Genomic DNA, 14,937 nt, shown 5'->3' with positions numbered 1-14,937 from the left:
CAGAAAACCCGCTTGCTTGCAAAAGTCAGCGGGTTTTTTGTCGTCCTCGATTTCAGCGCCATGGCTGACGGGACCAAGCTGTATTGGAAGCAGGCCGCGAGCTCGAACCCAGGCGCGGTGCTCCGCCGGCATATACGTCTGCAGGCTACAATATTGCATTGGCTTTTACATCAGCGGAACTTTACCCATGCCCGAAAAACTGTCCCAGTACCTGGCCTCGCTCGACGCCTACGATGGCGATGCGCCACCCGTGATTGATCTCGATCTCTACTTTGCAGGCAATACCGACGAAGAGTCGATCGCGCCGAACCAGTGGGGCTATGGCCGCCCGCCGATTGCGCAGCTGTATGAAAGGTTCCGCGAGATCGCCGCCAGGCCGGACGTGGAAAAGGTGCTGGTCGGCTTGCACCAGGATTGGTGCGACTATGGAGAGGCGGACGTGGACGCGAAACGTTTTCCGCCTGCGGAAAACGTGCATATCTTCACGTCCGCACGCCAGGACGAGGTGGCGCGCTGGATCGCCGGCATGGAAGCCGACGGCGTCATCCCCGGCTGGCCTTACGGCAAGCCCGACAACGCTCCTGACCCGTCACAGGGCTATACCGTACTGTCGGTCTGCTGGGACTGAGCGCCGCTCAGAAGTTGTGCCTGATCCCCAGCGCCACACCCGACATGGTGGCGCCCGCCCTGCCTGTTTCGTGTCCCAGGCTGTTGATGGCAAAGTCGGCGATGCCGTGGCGGCCGTTGGCCAGGCGCGTGTAGTAGGCATACAGGCTGCTGCGTTTCGACAGCTGGTAGTCGTAGCCGGCGGTGGCGTGGGTGGCGCCCGTACCGGCTCCCGCGCGCACCGTGCCGATGGTTTCCAGCGCGCCGCCGCTGGCGCTTTGGGCATGCGCCAGGCCGAAACGCAAGCCATGGCGGCCGAACTGGCGCGTGGCGGAGACATACACCGTACGCCGGCGCAGCTGGCCCGTGGGCGTCGCATAGCGCAGGCTTTCCAGCGCCACAGCCAGCTGCGTGGCGCTGTCGACGCGCCAGGCCAGGGCCAGCTTGCTGCCACGGTCGGAGAGTCCGCGTCCCTGATAGTCGTGGTGTGCCTCATGCGCCAGGGTGGCGTACAGGGCGCCACCGTCGTAGATCAATGCGGCCGAGGTCAGTGCCGGATGCGCGCCGCTGGCGGGCCGTTCTTCCGCCATGCCGCGCGCCACGCGCAGCGACCAGCCTTGCCACTGCGGCGTCCAGTAATGCACGCTGTTTTGCTGGCGCCGGTCGAAGGAATACGTGTTGCTGGTATTGCTTTCGGTGGCGCCCGCGCCGTTGCCCATCAGGCTCATGTAGCCGGCCGTGGTGGGGTAGAACGGGTCGAGCGCGGACGTGGCGCTGTTGTAGGGCAGGGTCCAGTTGCCGGCAAAGAGCGTACCCCACGGTCCGGCTATACCGACGCGCGTGTCGCGCGCGGCGATTGACCCTGCGCCCGTATCGGGCGACAAGGTGCCCTCGACCTGGAACAGCGCCTGCCAGCCGCCGCCCAGGTCTTCGCTGCCGCGAAAACCGAGTACCGAGCGGTTGTTGGATACACGGTGCACGCTGTCGCCGCTGGCGGACGAGTGCAGCGCTTCGAGCGCCACGTTCAGGCGGCCGTACAGCTGCACATTGTCCTGTGCCGCGGCGGGCAGGGCAGCCGCCAGCGCGAGCGCGCCGGCCGCCAGCAGGGGCAATCGCGTCAGCATGGCCTCAGAACGCAAAGCAGCTGCACCCCAGCGCGCCCCAGAAGCCGGAGTGGCTGGAGACGGGCACGGAACTCTTGCGCGCCACGTCATGGGCGTGGGCGTGCACGCCGCAGGCGCCCTGGCACTGGTGCTGTTGCATCACGCTGGCCGTTTGCGGCGGCGCGGCGCGGTAATGGCCGGCCACGTTTTTCACGGGCGACCAGTCGGGCAATACGGGGATAGGAGGCGGCGCCAGATTGGCAAATTCCGCCTGGCCGTAGACGATCTTGCCGCCGACGATGGTGAGCACCGATTCGATGGACTTGATCGCCTCTTCAGCTATGCTGAAAAAATCCGCGCTCAGCACGGCCAGGTCGGCCAGCATGCCTTCCTGGATGCGGCCCTTCTTGCCTTGCTCGCTGGAGAACCAGGCGCTGCCCGCCGTCCACAGTTCCAGTGCCGTGTCGCGCGACAAACGGCTGCCCGCGTCGTACAGGCGCAAGCCGCCCACGGTGCGGCCCGACACCAGCCAGTACAGCGCCGTCCACGGGTTGTAGCTGGCGACCCTGGTGGCGTCGGTGCCGCCGCCCACCGGCACGCCCGAGGCCAGCATGCGCGCGATCGGCGGCGTGGCCTTGGCTGCTTCGGCACCGTAGCGGTCGACAAAGTACTCGCCCTGGAAAGCCATGCGGTGCTGGATGGCGATGCCGCCGCCCAGCGCCTTGACCCGGTCGATGTTTTTCGGCGTGATGGTTTCGCAGTGGTCGAACATCCAGTGCAGGCCGTCGAACGGAATGTCGCGGTTGACCTTTTCAAATACCGTCAGCATGCGCTCGATCGATTCGTCATAGGTGGCGTGCAGGCGGAAGGGCCAGCGTTTGGACACCAGGTGGCGCACCACCTTTTCCAGTTCGTCGTCCATGCCGGGCGCCAGATCCGGGCGCGGTTCGAGGAAATCCTCGAAGTCGGCGGCGGAAAATACCAGCATTTCGCCGGCGCCGTTATGGCGGTAGTAGTCGTCGCCCTGGCCCGGCGTGACCATCTCCGTCCATTTTTCAAAATCCTCCAGTTCGCGGCCCTTGTTTTGCGTGAACAGGTTGTAGGCGATGCGTATCGTCAGCTGCTCTTTTTGCGCCAGTTCCTCGACCACCGCGTAGTCTTCCGGATAATTCTGGAAGCCGCCGCCCGCGTCGATGGCGCTGGTCAGGCCGAGGCGATTGAGTTCGCGCATGAACTGGCGCGTGGAATTGACTTGCAAGTCTCGCGGCAGGGTCGGACCCTTGGCCAGGGTCGCATATAAGATCATGGCGTTTGGACGGGCGATCAGCATGCCCGTGGGGTTGCCGGCGGCGTCGCGCACGATTTCGCCGCCAGGCGGGTTCGGCGTGTTCTTGTCGTAGCCGACCACGCGCAGGGCGGCGCGGTTCAGCAGGGCGCGGTCGTACAGGTGCAGGATGAAGACAGGGGTGTCGGGCGCGGCCGCGTTGATTTCATCGAGGTTCGGCATGCGCTTTTCCGCGAACTGGAATTCGTTCCAGCCGCCCACCACGCGCACCCATTGCGGGTTCGGCGTGCGCAAGGCTTGCTCCTTGAGCATGCGCAGGGCGTCGGCCAGCGAAGGCACGCCTTCCCAGCGCAATTCCAGGTTGTAGTTCAAGCCGCCGCGGATCAGGTGCAGGTGCGAGTCGTTCAGACCGGGAATCACCGTGCGGCCACCCAGGTCGATCACGCGGCTGTCGGGCGCGCGGTGGCGCATGACGTCTTCAAGATCGCCCACGGCGAGGAATTTGCCGTCGGCGATGGCCACGGCGCTCGCCTGCGGGCACGACTTGTCGACGGTGTGGAAGCAGCCGTTGATCAGTATCAGCGGCGCGGCGGAGGAAGGGGATGGTTCGGTCATGATGCAGCTCCATGGTGGCAATGCGGGGGAGGCCGGGGCGCGGCCAGGATCTGCGGTCAGTGTAGCCCAGGGGCCGGGAGCGGACACGGGCCAAAAGATCAGGTATGGCAGGTATGGCAGCGCGCCGACTGGTCTAAGGGCGGGTGCGGCGGCGCGCGACATGGATTACCATGCCGGCAGTAGCGGCTGGGCATTCGTCCGGATGCATTTTTTATCGCGGTTTACCGTATCGCAGGGAGTCCTCATGGATCAAGCACCACATAGCCGTTTATACGGCACCAGCCTGGGCTTTTTGGCCGGGTATGTCGATACGCTGGGCTTTATCGCCCTCTTCGGCCTGTTTACGGCCCATGTCACGGGCAACTTCGTGCTGATCGGCGCGGCCCTGGCCGAACCGACGCGCATCCCCATCCTGCTGAAAATCCTCGCTTTTCCCGCCTTTATCGCGGGCATCGTCGTCACGCGCCTGATGGTGCTGGCCATCGAGCGCCGCGGCGGTCCGGCGCTGACGCTGGCCTTCCTGCTGCAATGGATATTGTTGGCCGGTTTCATGGTGTTTGGCGTGCTGGCCGAGCCGGTCGGCAAGGAAGTGGGCACGCTGGCGATGCTCGCCGGCTTGCTGGGCACGGCCGCCATGGGCGTGCACAGCGCCACCAGCCGGCTGCTGCTGGCGCATCTGGCGCCGACCTCCATGATGACGGGGAACGTGACGCAGATCGTGCTCGACACCGTCGACGTGCTGCGCGGCGTGGCCGACGAGGGCACGCGCGCGCGCTGCGGCAAGTTCTTTTGGCCGCTGCTGGCCTTTGCGCTGGGCGCCATCGCTGCCGGCTTTGGCTACTTGGTCTTCGGTTTCACGGCGCTGGCCGTGCCGCTGGTGCTGCTGGGCGGCCTGATCGTCGTGGCGCAGCGTAGCGGTCGGACCGCCGTGCCCGTGCCCTGACAGCCGCCATGCGCGCCTTCCTGCTGTGGCTGATGTTCATGCTGGCCAGTCCTTGCGGGCTGGCCATCGATGCCGCACGCGGCATCCATCAGCTGCAGCACACGCGCTGGACGGCCAGTGACGGCGCGCCCGACGATATCATCGTCATGGCACAGGGCAATGACGGTTTCCTGTGGCTGGGCACGCATGCGGGCGTGCGCCGTTTCGACGGCCTGCGTTTCGAGCCCGTGCGCGCGCGCCAGGGCAGCTTTCCCGACACGGTGGCGCTGGCGCTCAAGCGCGCCGCCGACGGCGGCATGTGGATAGGCTGGCAAGTGGGCGGCATCAGCCACGTCAAGGATGGCGTGGTGCGCAATTACGCCGAAGCGCAGGGCGTGCCGGCGGGCGCCATCTGGGGCTTTGCCATCGGCGGTGACGGCGCCGTGTGGGCCGCCGGCGTGTCCGGCATCTCGCGCTTCGATGGCCGGCGCTGGCAGGCGATGGGACCGGCGCAGGGCTACACGGCGCAAAAGGCGTCCGCCGTGTTTGCCGACCGCGATGGCCGCATCGCCGTGTTCAGCGAAAACGGCCTGTTCATGTGGCAGGCGACGCAGTCGCGCTTCGCGCCGCCCATCGGCCGGCTTGACCTGCGCGCGCCGCCGCAGCAGGGACCCGACGGCCGCATTTATTTGCTGGAGATGCGCGGCATCCGCATCATCGAGTCGCTGGAACGCTATGAGCAGCTCGATCATCGGTGGATTTACCGCGATACGAGCGGCACCAGCGGCAGCATGCTGGTCGATCGCGCGGGCACCTTGTGGTTCGACAGCCAGTACGGCTTGCACCGCACGCGCAGCAGCGGCACGCTGGCGCCGGGACAGCTGGGCATCAGCGGCGACACGGAATCGTTCCTGCCGCGCGATGGCTTGAGCAATGTCCTCGTCGGCTCCATGTGCGACGACAATGAAGGCAATGTCTGGGTTGCCACGTACGGAGGCCTGGACCGTTTCCGCCAGGCCGCGCCAGTGGTCCTGCGCACGCGTGCCGCGCCCGGCGTGGCCGAAGTGTTCCGTACCCAGGAAATGCTGGCCGGAGCGGCAGGCGCGATGTGGCTGTCGCGCGATGACGTCCTGGGGCCGCTGCTGCTGGCGCGGGCCGACGGCACGGTGCTGCGCGCGCCGCGCCTGGGGCCCATCAGCGCCATCCTGGAATCGCCGGGCGGCCTGTGGGTGGCGGCCCGCGCCGGCCTGCAGCAGCTGGCCGGCGAGGATGGGCGCGTACTGCGCACGATCGCCTATCCATCTGGCGCTGCCGCGGTCAAGCGCATGCGCGCCGGCGTGCTCGCGCCCGATGGCAGCATCTGGGGCGTGTTCAGCGGCGCCGGCGTTTTCCAGTATCGCGACGGGGCATGGCGGCGCGAACCGCTGCTGCCCGATGGCGGCGCGAAAGTGCCGCTGGCGCTGCTGGCCGACGCGGCCGGGCGCCTGTGGCTATCGTATGCCGATGGCAGCGTCGCCATGCTGGAACGGGGGCGGCTGCACGCCTTCGGTCCCGCGCAGGGCCTGGACCTGGGCAAGATTCCCATGCTGATCGAATACCACGGGCAGGTGTGGGCGGGCGGGCAGCGTGGCGTGGCGCTGTGGCGCGGTGGCCGCTTCGTCACCCTGCGCAGCGAGCCGGCCAGCGCCACCGAGGGCGTGGTGGGCCTGCTGCGCGCGCGCGACGGCAGCCTGTGGCTCAATCACGGCAGCGGCGCCGCGCACATTCCCGCCGCGGAAGTGGACCTGGCGCTGCGCGACGCCGCCCATGCCATGCGCGCCACCTCGTACGACGCCGTCGATGGCTTGAACGGCAGCATCAGCATGCTGCACAACCGCTCGGTTGCCGAAGCGGACGATGGCAAGATCTGGTTTTCGCGCCAGAGCGCGACGTTCTGGATCGATCCGCGCCAGACGCTTGCTCCCTTGCCGGCGCCACGCGTGGAAATCGGCGCGCTGCTGGCCGACGGCCGACGCATCGATCCGCCCGCAAGCGCCGGCCTGCAGCTGGCGGCAGGCACGCGCGACGTGCAATTCCATTACAACGCCGCCAGTCTGGGCACGCCGGAGCGTTTGCAGTTCCGCTACCGGCTCGACGGCTACGATACACAGTGGCAGCAGGCGGGCGGCCGGCGGCTGGCGCAGTACACGGGCCTGGGGCCGGGCGCCTACCGCTTCGAAGTAATCGCGGCGAATGGCGACGGCGTGGCCAGCACGGTGGCGCAACTGCCGTTCCGCGTGCTGCCCGCCTTCTACCAGACCTGGTGGTTCCGCAGCCTGTGCGTGGCGGCGCTACTGGCGGCCGCATACGGCGTTTGCCGCTGGCGGCTGCGCCAGCACGCCGCGCGCCTGCAGGCGCGGATGGAGGCGCAGCAGGCCGAGCGCGAACGCATCGCGCGCGAGCTGCACGATACCTTGCTGCAGGGCACGCAGGCGATGATCCTGCACTTTCACAATGCCAGCATGGCCATCGCCGAGGATGATCCCGCGCGCGCCGCCATGCTGCGCGCGCTTGACGATGCCGACCGCATGCTGGGCGAGGGACGCGACCATGTGCACGACCTGCGCGCGGGCGACGATGCGGGCGCGCGCTGGAGCGCCATCCTGCGGCGCGAAGGCGAGCGTCTGGCGGCGCAGCACGGCATCGTGTTCCGCTATGCGGAGGAAGGCGAGGCGCGCATGCTGCATGCGCGTGCCGCGCATGAAATCTACCGCATCGCCAGCGAAGCGCTGCGCAATGCCTTCCAGCATGCGCGCGCGCAGGTGGTCGAGGTGGCGGTGCGCTATGCGTGCGGAGGCATCGAACTGCTCGTGCGCGATGATGGCCAGGGCTTGCCGCCGGTGGTCGCGGCGAACGGGCAGATTCCCGGCCACTGGGGCATGCCCGGCATGCGCGAGCGCGCGGTGAAACTTGGCGCGCGCCTGACTGTGGGCGGGCGCGATGGGGGCGGCACGCAGTGGCGCCTGCGGGTGCCGGCGCACCGCGCCTGGCCGCTGGCGCACGGCCCGCTGCGCCGCTGGTGGCAGCGCTGGCGCCGTTCAGGCGTCGAGGATGCCGCGCCGTAGCGCGATGGTGACGGCGTGCGTGCGGTCCCGGGCGCCCAGCTTGGCCAGGATGGTGCTCATGTGCGCCTTGACGGTTTCTTCCTTGATTTGCAGCAGGGCGCCCGTCTCGCGGTTGGAATTGCCTTGCGCAACCTGCTTGAGCACATCCAGTTCGCGGTTCGACAGCACGTCGCTGCAGGCATACAGCGCCAGTTCCGCCTCGATCTCGGGCGTGATGTGGCGCCGCCCCGCGTGCACGTTCTGTATCGCCGCCAGCAATTCGTGGCGCAGCGCGCTTTTCAGCACATAGCCGCATGCGCCCGCGCGGATGGCGCGCAGCACCTGCGTGTCGCCCTTGTAGGTGGTCAGCACGATGATGCGCGCCTGCGGATGGCGTGCGCGGATGGCGCCGATGGCGTCAAGGCCGTTCATGCGCGGCATCTGCAAATCCATCAGCGTGACATCGGGCTGCAGCGCGTCAAACTGCTGCACCGCCTGCTGGCCATCGGTGGCCTGGCCCACCAGCGCCACGCCGGGGAAGGCGCGCAGCAGGGCCGCGATGCCGTCGAGCAGTAACTGGTGGTCGTCGGCAATGAGGACGCGTATCGGCGCCGTATCGCTGCGCATGATGTTGCCTGGCAAAGAGGAGTTATCGATCAAGAGTCGTCGGAGCATGGTGAGCAAAAGGTATTTTACCGCAGCGCCTGCCCTCCTGCAGGGGGCATTTCCCGGAGGCAGCCTGCATGCCAGCCTATATTTAGATAGTGGTGCGGGCACGCCGCCAGGCATACGATGCACGGCAGTACCCACTCAACCCTTTCTTCATGGATGACATCATGACCAATCCGAAACTGGAAGTCCTCACCCCCGATAATTGCCAGATCATCTTCATCGACCAGCAGCCGCAGATGGCGTTCGGCGTGCAGTCGATGGACCGGCAAGCGCTGAAAAACAATACCGTGGGCCTGGCCAAGGCCGCCAAGGTATTCAACATCCCCACCATCATCACCACCGTCGAAACGGAAAGCTTCTCCGGCCATACCTATCCGGAACTGCTGGACGTCTTCCCCGGCAAGGATATCCTCGAGCGCAGCTCGATGAACTCGTGGGATGACCAGAAGGTGCGCGATGCGCTGGCCGCCAACGGCAAGAAGAAAGTCGTCGTTTCAGGCCTGTGGACGGAAGTGTGCAACAACAGCTTCGCCCTGTGCGCGATGCTCGAAGGCGACTACGAAATCTACATGGTGGCCGACGCTTCCGGCGGCACTTCGAAGGAAGCGCACGATTACGCCATGCAGCGCATGATCCAGGCTGGCGTGGTGCCCGTGACGTGGCAGCAGGTGCTGCTGGAATGGCAGCGCGACTGGGCGCACAAGGAAACCTATGACGCCGTCATGGCCATCGTGCGCGAACATTCGGGCGCCTACGGCATGGGCGTCGACTACGCCTACACGATGGTGCACAAGGCGCCGCAGCGCATCCATGGCGAACACGCCACCCTGGCGCCGGTGCCGGCCAAGTAAACGCCACGCGGCTATGCCATGCGCCGCGCGCCTGACCGCGCGCGGCGTTTTTTTTCATCGAAAGGAATGCGCCATGAAGTTATATGTGATTTCGCTGGCGGTGGGTTTGCTGGTTGGCATTATCTACGCCGTCTTGCAGGTGCGCTCGCCGGCGCCGCCCGCCATTGCCCTGATCGGCCTGCTGGGCATGCTGATCGGCGAACAGATCGTCCCCGGCGTCAAGCGCCTGATGGCGGGAGAAGCCATCACCGTGTCGTGGCTGCGCAGCGAATGCGTGCCGAAGATCAGCGGCGTGGAAGCGAAGCCGACATTGGCCAAGGCCGAGCCGCAGCAGAAGGACGACAGCGCCGCCTGATATTCCCTGCAGCTAGAACGCGCCCAGCAAGCCGCGCCGGGCGGCCACCGTGGCCGCCTCGGTGCGGCTTGATACGTTGAGCTTGGTCAAAATATTATTCACATGAAATTTGACGGTGCCCACCTCGATGCCGGCGCTGCGCGCGATCATCTTGTTGCTCTTGCCCGCTGACAGGTGCAGCAGGATGTCGTGCTCGCGTTTCGACAGGCGGTTCGCCTCGATGCGGCCGGCCTGCTGCGCCGCCAGTTCCGGCGGCAGGTAGTGCCTGCCGGCGGCCACCTGGCGGATGCACTGCGTCAGTTGCAGGAAGCCGGAATCCTTCAGCAGGTAGCCGCGCGCGCCGGCGCGCAATGCCCGGTGCACGCTGTCCTCGCCCTGGTAGGTGGTGAGGATGACGATCTTCGCTTGCGCGTCGTCGGCGCAGATGCGCTCGATCGCCTCGACGCCATGCATTTCCGGCATGTTCAAATCCATCAGCACCACGTCGGGCCGCAGTTGCCGGTACAGTTCCACGGCGGCGCTGCCCGTGCCGGCCTGGCCCAGCAGGAGTAAGCCAGGCAGTGACGCGATCAGCGAGGCCAGGCCGGCCAGGATCAGCGGGTGGTCGTCGGCGATCAGCAGGGTAATCGGCGGATCGGCCGGGGGCATGGTCGTGTGCATGGCTGTGCTCATGGCATTGGCAGGGTGAAGTGGAAAACGCTGCCGTGGGGCGCGCCGGGCGCATGCCACAGGCGGCCGCCATGCGCGTCGAGGATGCGGCGGCAGATGGCCAGGCCCATGCCCATGCCGTCCGGTTTGCTGGAATACAGGGCGTGGTACAGGCGGCCGGCCGCCTGCGGCGCGATGCCGGCGCCATTGTCGGCAATGCTGAAGTGCTGCACGCTGCCATCCAGGCGCGAAGACAGCAGCACCGTGCGCGGCCGGCCGCCGGTGTCGCGCAGAGCCTCGATGGCGTTCATCAGCAGGTTCAGGATGACTTGCCGGAATTGCACCGGGTCGGCATGCAGCAGCGGGCGGCCCGGCGCCAGCTGCGTTTCCAGATGGATGGCGTGGCGTTGCAGTGGCGCGCGCAACAGCGGCAGCAGGTCTTGCACGGCGTCGTCGGCCACAAAATGACCGTGGCTGTCCGGCGAATTGCAGGCCAGGCCATGCACGCTGCGCAGCACGGCGCTGGCATGGCTGCCGGCACTGGCGACCAGGGCCAGAGCCGCGCGCGCCTCGTCGAGGCGGGGCGGATCGTGATCGAGCCAGCGCAAGGCGGCATCGGCATTGAGCGCGATGGCCGCCAGCGGCTGGCGCACCTCGTGCGCGACCGATGCGGCAAATTCGCCCATACCGTCCATGCTGCCCATGCGCTGCGCCTGCGCCGGGCCGAGGTCTTGCTTCTGAGGGAAATAATGCATGCTGGCCATCGCGGAACTCCTGTCGTTCGCTGCGGCGTATGCCGCGCTGCAACAAGTATGCACGGCGCATCAGGCAAGGCAGTTATACGAATGGGGGAGGCGGGCGGTTTTTTTTGCGCGGCGGGGAAGAGTAGCACCGCCGGGCGGGCCGGCGGTGCGGGAAGCGCAGAACGGTCAGGACTTGATAAAGGCCAGCAAGTCTTCGTTCAGGCGGTCCTTGTGGGTGGCCGGCAAGCCGTGCGGCGCGCCTTCATAGATGACCAGCCTGGCGTTCTTGATGAGCTTGGCCGCAGCCTTGCCGGAAGCGTCGATCGGCACGATCTGGTCGTCGCCGCCGTGCACCACCAGGGTGGGCACGGAGATTTTCTTCAGGTCGGCCGTGAAGTCCGTCTCGGAAAACTGCTTGATGCAATCGTAGGCGTTCTTGATGCCGCATTGCATGCCCTGCAGCCAGAACGTGTCACGCATGCCTTGCGACACCTTGTTGCCGGGACGGTTGGCGCCGAAGAACGGCACCGTCAGGTCCTTGAAGAATTGCGAACGGTCGGCCAGCACGCCGGCGCGGATGCCGTCGAAGACGGACATCGGCAAGCCGCCGGGATTCGTCTCCGACTTGACCATCTGCGGCGGCACGGCGCCCACCAGCACGGCCTTGGCCACGCGCTTTTCGCCATGGCGGCCGATATAGCGCGCCACTTCGCCGCCGCCCGTCGAATGGCCGACCAGGGTCGCGCCCTTGATGTCGAGCGCGTCGAGCAGGGTGGCCAGGTCGTCGGCGTAGGTATCCATGTCATTGCCCTGCCATGGCTGGCTGGACAGGCCGTGGCCGCGGCGGTCGTGCGCGATCACGCGGTAGCCGTGGCTGGCCAGGAACATCATCTGGTCTTCCCAGGCGTCGCCCTGCAATGGCCAGCCGTGGCTGAAGACGACGGGCGTGCCGCTGCCCCAGTCCTTGAAGTGGATGACGGTGCCGTCCTTGACGGTGACGCTGTTGACGGTGAGCTTGCCCGGTGCCACTGCAGTGCTGGCGGCTGGCTTGGCGGCGGCGCTGGCGCCACCGGCGGCCAGCAGGCCCGCGCCGGCGGCGACACCGGCGACGCTGACGAGCAGCTTGCGGCGGGATGTGACTTCTTCGGCTTCGATTTTCTTCGACATGATGCATTTCCTTCGGGGATGGGGGAGGGACCAGTTACGGCCTGAGCCAGCAATGGCATCGGCCAGTCTAGGCCTTCGCGCGCGCCGGCGCCTCTGCCAAAAGACCAGTCGCGCCCAGGTGCCCGCCTGCCTATGATGGCTGGCAGCGGCGCGCCGCGTCGCCTGGCTTTCCCACTGGAGTAATCATGAAGAAACACTGGATGGCGGCACTGGCCGGCCCCTTCTTGCCCGATGCGGGCTTGCTGTTTGCGCGCGTGACGGCCGCGCTGCTGGTGCTGCACGTGCACGGTTTGCCCAAACTGCTGCACTTCTCCGATGAACTGGCGCATATCGACGACCCGCTGCACCTGGGGCGCGCCGTCACCCTGTACTGCGCCCTGTTCGCGGAAATCCTCTGCCCGCTGCTGGTCGCCGCCGGCTTGCTGACGCGCCTGGCCTGCCTGCCATTGCTGTTCCTGCTGGGCGTGTCGATGCTGCTTGTGCACCCGGACTGGAGCATCGCCGATGGCCAGTTCGGCTGGCTGCTGATCATCGTCTTTGGCACGATTGCCATCAGTGGCGCGGGACGTTATTCGCTCGATGCGCGGCTGCGCCGTTAGATGACGAACTCCCGGGGCAGCGCCGGCTTGTGCGCCAGCAGCAGTGATAATTTCTTTAATGCGTTGGCCAGCCGCGCGCGGTCGCGGATGCTGCCCAGCGAAATGCGGATGGCGTTCGGCGGGCGGTTGTCGTAGAAGGCGTCCGAGGCCGTGACGGCCACGCCCTGGGCGCGGGCCGTGGCGGCCAGTTCGCGCGAGGTCCAGTAGCTGGGCAGTGAATACCATACGTGGATGCCGTTGCTGTGCGGCTGGCTGGTGCCCGTCAAAATCGTGCGGATGACGTCCTGGCGCGCGTCCGCTTCGCTGCGTATGCCGGCCAGCAGCGCGTGCGCGGAGCCGTCGTGTATCCATTGCGTCGTCAGCGCCGTCGTCAGGGGCGTGGCCATCAGGGAAAACGAGCGCATGGCCTGCAGGAAGCGTTCGCGTAGCTGCACCTCGGCGATCAAGGTGTAGGCCATGCGCAGGCCCGGCGCCAGGCATTTCGACAGGGTGGCGATATACGACACGTGGGCGGGCGCGTAATGGGCCAGCGGGGGCGGTGCGTCGGACGCCAGCAGCCAGTACGGGTCATCTTCGATGATGTGCATGCCGCAGCGCTGCACCACCTCCGTGATGGCCAGGCGGCGCGCGGCCGGCATGGTGTGCGCTGTCGGGTTTTGCAGGGTCGGGTTCAAATACACGAGGCGCGCCTGGTGCTTGCGGCAAGCCTTTTCCAGCGCTTCGGGCAGCATGCCGTCGGCATCCGTTTCCACGACGATGGCCTTGCGGTTCAGCTGGCTCGCCGCCAGGCGCAGGCCCGGGTACACGGCGCTTTCCGTCAGGATGCTGTCGCCGGGCCGGCTGAGAGTCAAGATCAGCGCCGCCAGCGCCGCCTGCGCGCCGGGACAGGCCACCACATGTTCCGCATCGACATCGCCGAACATGGGCGCGAGCCAGACGGCGCCCGCCGCGCGGTCGGCCTTGCCGCCGCCGCCCAGGTGATAACTCATCAACAGATCGCTGTCCGTGCGCATCAGCACTTGCGCCACGCCCTGTTTCAGCAAGTCGCCGAAATCCACGCCCACGGGCGGCGGCGGGATGTTCATGCTCAGGTCCAGCATCTGCGTCAATTCCACTTTCGGCGCCGCCACATAGGTGCCGCGCGCGCCATGTCCCTCCAGCAGGTTGCGGCGCTTGGCTTCGTCGTAGGCGCGCGTTACCGTCGTCAGGTCGACCTGGTACAGGGCGGCCAGGCGGCGCTGCGGCGGCAATCGGTCACCCGGGCGCAGGCTGCCGTCGGACAACGCGCGCTCGAGCATGTCGGCGATCTGCAGGTAGCGCGGGCCGCCGTGCTGCACGAACGGCGTGATCCACGCGCTGGCCTGGCTTTCTTCTTGTATGGATTTGGATTGGGGCATTTTGTTTTATGTATGGGTATTGCTTCTCGTAATTATGGGCTTAAGCCTTGAAAAAATCCATACATTTATGCGGGCGGGCTGTATCTTCAGGACGATGCATGACGGATGGTTTGCCCGCCCGTCCCGCCAGGCCGGCGGCGATTGCTATTTCCAATAGGAATTTAAGTCTGCGCCTCAAGGTGTGGCAACGCACGGTGGCGCGACGCAGGCGCGGTTAAGGTGGTGCTAACAGCTTGCTGCTGATCCACTGTTTGATATGGCTCAGCCCGGCAGCGTTTAGCCGCTTCTTTTTCCCCGAAGCGAGGAGAATCATGATTCGGTCACGGCATCGAGCATGGTTGAAATTATTCACTATTAAAGGAAACCATCATGAACGCGATTGAAAAAACCAGCTCCGATTTGAACGGCACTGTCCAGGATACCCGCCAGGATTTGCACCGCACCATCGACAAGGTGGCAAGCCAGGCCCAGCCTCTGGCCGACAAGGTGGCCACGCGTGCCCATGACGGCGTGGACCAGGTGGGCGACCGCATCGGCCAGGTCAGCGACACCGTCAACAAGGCTTCCGAAACCTTGATGGCGCGCGGCAAGCAATTGGGCGCCGCCTGCCAGCGTGCTGGCGAGACGGGCCGCGATTATGTGCGCGAGCGTCCGGCCGTGTCCTTGCTGATTGCGGCGGCAGCCGGTTATGGCCTGTCGAAACTGCTGGGTTCGCGTAAGTAACTGTACGCAGCCAGGCAAGGTCGTTGTCGTGGGCGCTGGCCCGGTCTGCCTTCATTGCGGGCCGTGCCAGCGCCCACGCGCACAAGGTAGCAGCAAGCGGTAAAGGAGAGTGATGATGCGCTCCATTTTGTTGTGGTTGATCGGCATACCTATTCCCATCATTATTTT

The 14,937-nt window shown here is 66.4% G+C and carries 14 protein-coding genes; 7 read left to right on the top strand and 7 right to left on the bottom strand.

Features of this window, described 5'->3' with window-relative positions; translation table 11 throughout:
* Window positions 1-187 precede the first annotated feature (187 nt).
* On the top strand, window positions 188-628 hold the full coding sequence (locus CSQ92_RS15940; RefSeq protein WP_099394757.1) for a hypothetical protein: 441 nt from the start codon (window positions 188-190) through the stop codon (window positions 626-628).
* Between the two features lie 7 nt (window positions 629-635).
* Here CSQ92_RS15940 and CSQ92_RS15935 read toward each other — a convergent pair whose 3' ends face one another.
* Together CSQ92_RS15935 and CSQ92_RS15930 are read right to left on the bottom strand one after the other, a co-directional pair.
* Window positions 636-1,730, bottom strand: coding sequence for a porin (locus CSQ92_RS15935; protein WP_099394756.1), 1,095 nt, complete (start codon window positions 1,728-1,730; stop codon window positions 636-638).
* 4 nt (window positions 1,731-1,734) lie between these two features.
* Complete coding sequence (locus tag CSQ92_RS15930; RefSeq protein ID WP_099394755.1) at window positions 1,735-3,609, bottom strand: amidohydrolase; 1,875 nt, start codon at window positions 3,607-3,609, stop codon at window positions 1,735-1,737.
* Window positions 3,610-3,853: 244 nt separating this feature from the next.
* On the opposite strand from CSQ92_RS15930, the gene CSQ92_RS15925 reads away from it, so the two are divergent.
* Both CSQ92_RS15925 and CSQ92_RS15920 read left to right on the top strand, forming a co-directional pair.
* Window positions 3,854-4,552: a YoaK family protein gene (locus CSQ92_RS15925; RefSeq protein ID WP_099395081.1), complete on the top strand. Its 699-nt coding sequence runs from the start codon at window positions 3,854-3,856 to the stop codon at window positions 4,550-4,552.
* 8 nt (window positions 4,553-4,560) lie between these two features.
* Window positions 4,561-7,635, top strand: coding sequence for a sensor histidine kinase (locus CSQ92_RS15920; protein ID WP_099394754.1), 3,075 nt, complete (start codon window positions 4,561-4,563; stop codon window positions 7,633-7,635).
* Here the strand turns inward: CSQ92_RS15920 and CSQ92_RS15915 are convergent.
* Entirely contained in the window at window positions 7,609-8,241 is a 633-nt protein-coding gene (locus tag CSQ92_RS15915) for a response regulator transcription factor (protein ID WP_034786496.1), read from the bottom strand. The two genes, CSQ92_RS15920 and CSQ92_RS15915, sit on opposite strands and share 27 nt — an antisense overlap.
* A 209-nt stretch (window positions 8,242-8,450) precedes the next feature.
* On the opposite strand from CSQ92_RS15915, the gene CSQ92_RS15910 reads away from it, so the two are divergent.
* Window positions 8,451-9,137: a hydrolase gene (locus CSQ92_RS15910; RefSeq protein ID WP_070281851.1), complete on the top strand. Its 687-nt coding sequence runs from the start codon at window positions 8,451-8,453 to the stop codon at window positions 9,135-9,137.
* Window positions 9,138-9,210: 73 nt separating this feature from the next.
* Window positions 9,211-9,492: a XapX domain-containing protein gene (locus CSQ92_RS15905; protein WP_034786497.1), complete on the top strand. Its 282-nt coding sequence runs from the start codon at window positions 9,211-9,213 to the stop codon at window positions 9,490-9,492.
* A 12-nt stretch (window positions 9,493-9,504) separates the two neighbouring features.
* Here CSQ92_RS15905 and CSQ92_RS15900 read toward each other — a convergent pair whose 3' ends face one another.
* The 3 genes from CSQ92_RS15900 to CSQ92_RS15890 form a co-directional block, all read right to left on the bottom strand.
* On the bottom strand, window positions 9,505-10,164 hold the full coding sequence (locus CSQ92_RS15900; protein WP_257219250.1) for a response regulator: 660 nt from the start codon (window positions 10,162-10,164) through the stop codon (window positions 9,505-9,507).
* Window positions 10,161-10,904 carry a sensor histidine kinase gene (locus tag CSQ92_RS15895; protein ID WP_099394753.1) on the bottom strand — a complete coding sequence of 248 codons (744 nt, stop codon included), beginning with the start codon at window positions 10,902-10,904 and terminating at the stop codon, window positions 10,161-10,163. The genes CSQ92_RS15900 and CSQ92_RS15895 overlap by 4 nt, the downstream gene beginning before the upstream one ends.
* Before the next feature lie 165 nt (window positions 10,905-11,069).
* Complete coding sequence (locus tag CSQ92_RS15890) at window positions 11,070-12,050, bottom strand: alpha/beta fold hydrolase (protein ID WP_092608160.1); 981 nt, start codon at window positions 12,048-12,050, stop codon at window positions 11,070-11,072.
* A gap of 185 nt (window positions 12,051-12,235) precedes the next feature.
* Here CSQ92_RS15890 and CSQ92_RS15885 point away from each other — a divergent pair, with 185 nt between their 5' ends.
* On the top strand, window positions 12,236-12,649 hold the full coding sequence (locus tag CSQ92_RS15885) for a DoxX family protein (protein WP_218964074.1): 414 nt from the start codon (window positions 12,236-12,238) through the stop codon (window positions 12,647-12,649).
* Here CSQ92_RS15885 and CSQ92_RS15880 read toward each other — a convergent pair.
* On the bottom strand, window positions 12,646-14,046 hold the full coding sequence (locus tag CSQ92_RS15880) for an aminotransferase-like domain-containing protein (protein ID WP_099394752.1): 1,401 nt from the start codon (window positions 14,044-14,046) through the stop codon (window positions 12,646-12,648). The genes CSQ92_RS15885 and CSQ92_RS15880 overlap by 4 nt on opposite strands.
* A 369-nt stretch (window positions 14,047-14,415) precedes the next feature.
* Between CSQ92_RS15880 and CSQ92_RS15875 the strand changes: the two genes are divergently transcribed.
* Entirely contained in the window at window positions 14,416-14,769 is a 354-nt protein-coding gene (locus CSQ92_RS15875) for a DUF883 family protein (protein ID WP_070254489.1), read from the top strand.
* Window positions 14,770-14,937: the final 168 nt, after the last annotated feature.

It is taken from the genome of Janthinobacterium sp. BJB446 (assembly GCF_002735655.1).
Taxonomy (GTDB): Bacteria; Pseudomonadota; Gammaproteobacteria; order Burkholderiales; family Burkholderiaceae_D; genus Janthinobacterium; species Janthinobacterium lividum.
Note: the sequence above shows the minus strand (reverse complement) of the source record. Positions and strands in the feature narration are given on the sequence as shown.

Coding starts and splice junctions, on each gene's coding strand:
- CSQ92_RS15940 (WP_099394757.1), top strand. CDS start 188: ATGCCCGAAAAACTGTCCCAGTACCTGGCCTCGCTCGACGCCTACGAT.
- CSQ92_RS15935 (WP_099394756.1), bottom strand. CDS start 1,730: ATGCTGACGCGATTGCCCCTGCTGGCGGCCGGCGCGCTCGCGCTGGCG.
- CSQ92_RS15930 (WP_099394755.1), bottom strand. CDS start 3,609: ATGACCGAACCATCCCCTTCCTCCGCCGCGCCGCTGATACTGATCAAC.
- CSQ92_RS15925 (WP_099395081.1), top strand. CDS start 3,854: ATGGATCAAGCACCACATAGCCGTTTATACGGCACCAGCCTGGGCTTT.
- CSQ92_RS15920 (WP_099394754.1), top strand. CDS start 4,561: ATGCGCGCCTTCCTGCTGTGGCTGATGTTCATGCTGGCCAGTCCTTGC.
- CSQ92_RS15915 (WP_034786496.1), bottom strand. CDS start 8,241: ATGCGCAGCGATACGGCGCCGATACGCGTCCTCATTGCCGACGACCAC.
- CSQ92_RS15910 (WP_070281851.1), top strand. CDS start 8,451: ATGACCAATCCGAAACTGGAAGTCCTCACCCCCGATAATTGCCAGATC.
- CSQ92_RS15905 (WP_034786497.1), top strand. CDS start 9,211: ATGAAGTTATATGTGATTTCGCTGGCGGTGGGTTTGCTGGTTGGCATT.
- CSQ92_RS15900 (WP_257219250.1), bottom strand. CDS start 10,164: ATGAGCACAGCCATGCACACGACCATGCCCCCGGCCGATCCGCCGATT.
- CSQ92_RS15895 (WP_099394753.1), bottom strand. CDS start 10,904: ATGGCCAGCATGCATTATTTCCCTCAGAAGCAAGACCTCGGCCCGGCG.
- CSQ92_RS15890 (WP_092608160.1), bottom strand. CDS start 12,050: ATGTCGAAGAAAATCGAAGCCGAAGAAGTCACATCCCGCCGCAAGCTG.
- CSQ92_RS15885 (WP_218964074.1), top strand. CDS start 12,236: ATGAAGAAACACTGGATGGCGGCACTGGCCGGCCCCTTCTTGCCCGAT.
- CSQ92_RS15880 (WP_099394752.1), bottom strand. CDS start 14,046: ATGCCCCAATCCAAATCCATACAAGAAGAAAGCCAGGCCAGCGCGTGG.
- CSQ92_RS15875 (WP_070254489.1), top strand. CDS start 14,416: ATGAACGCGATTGAAAAAACCAGCTCCGATTTGAACGGCACTGTCCAG.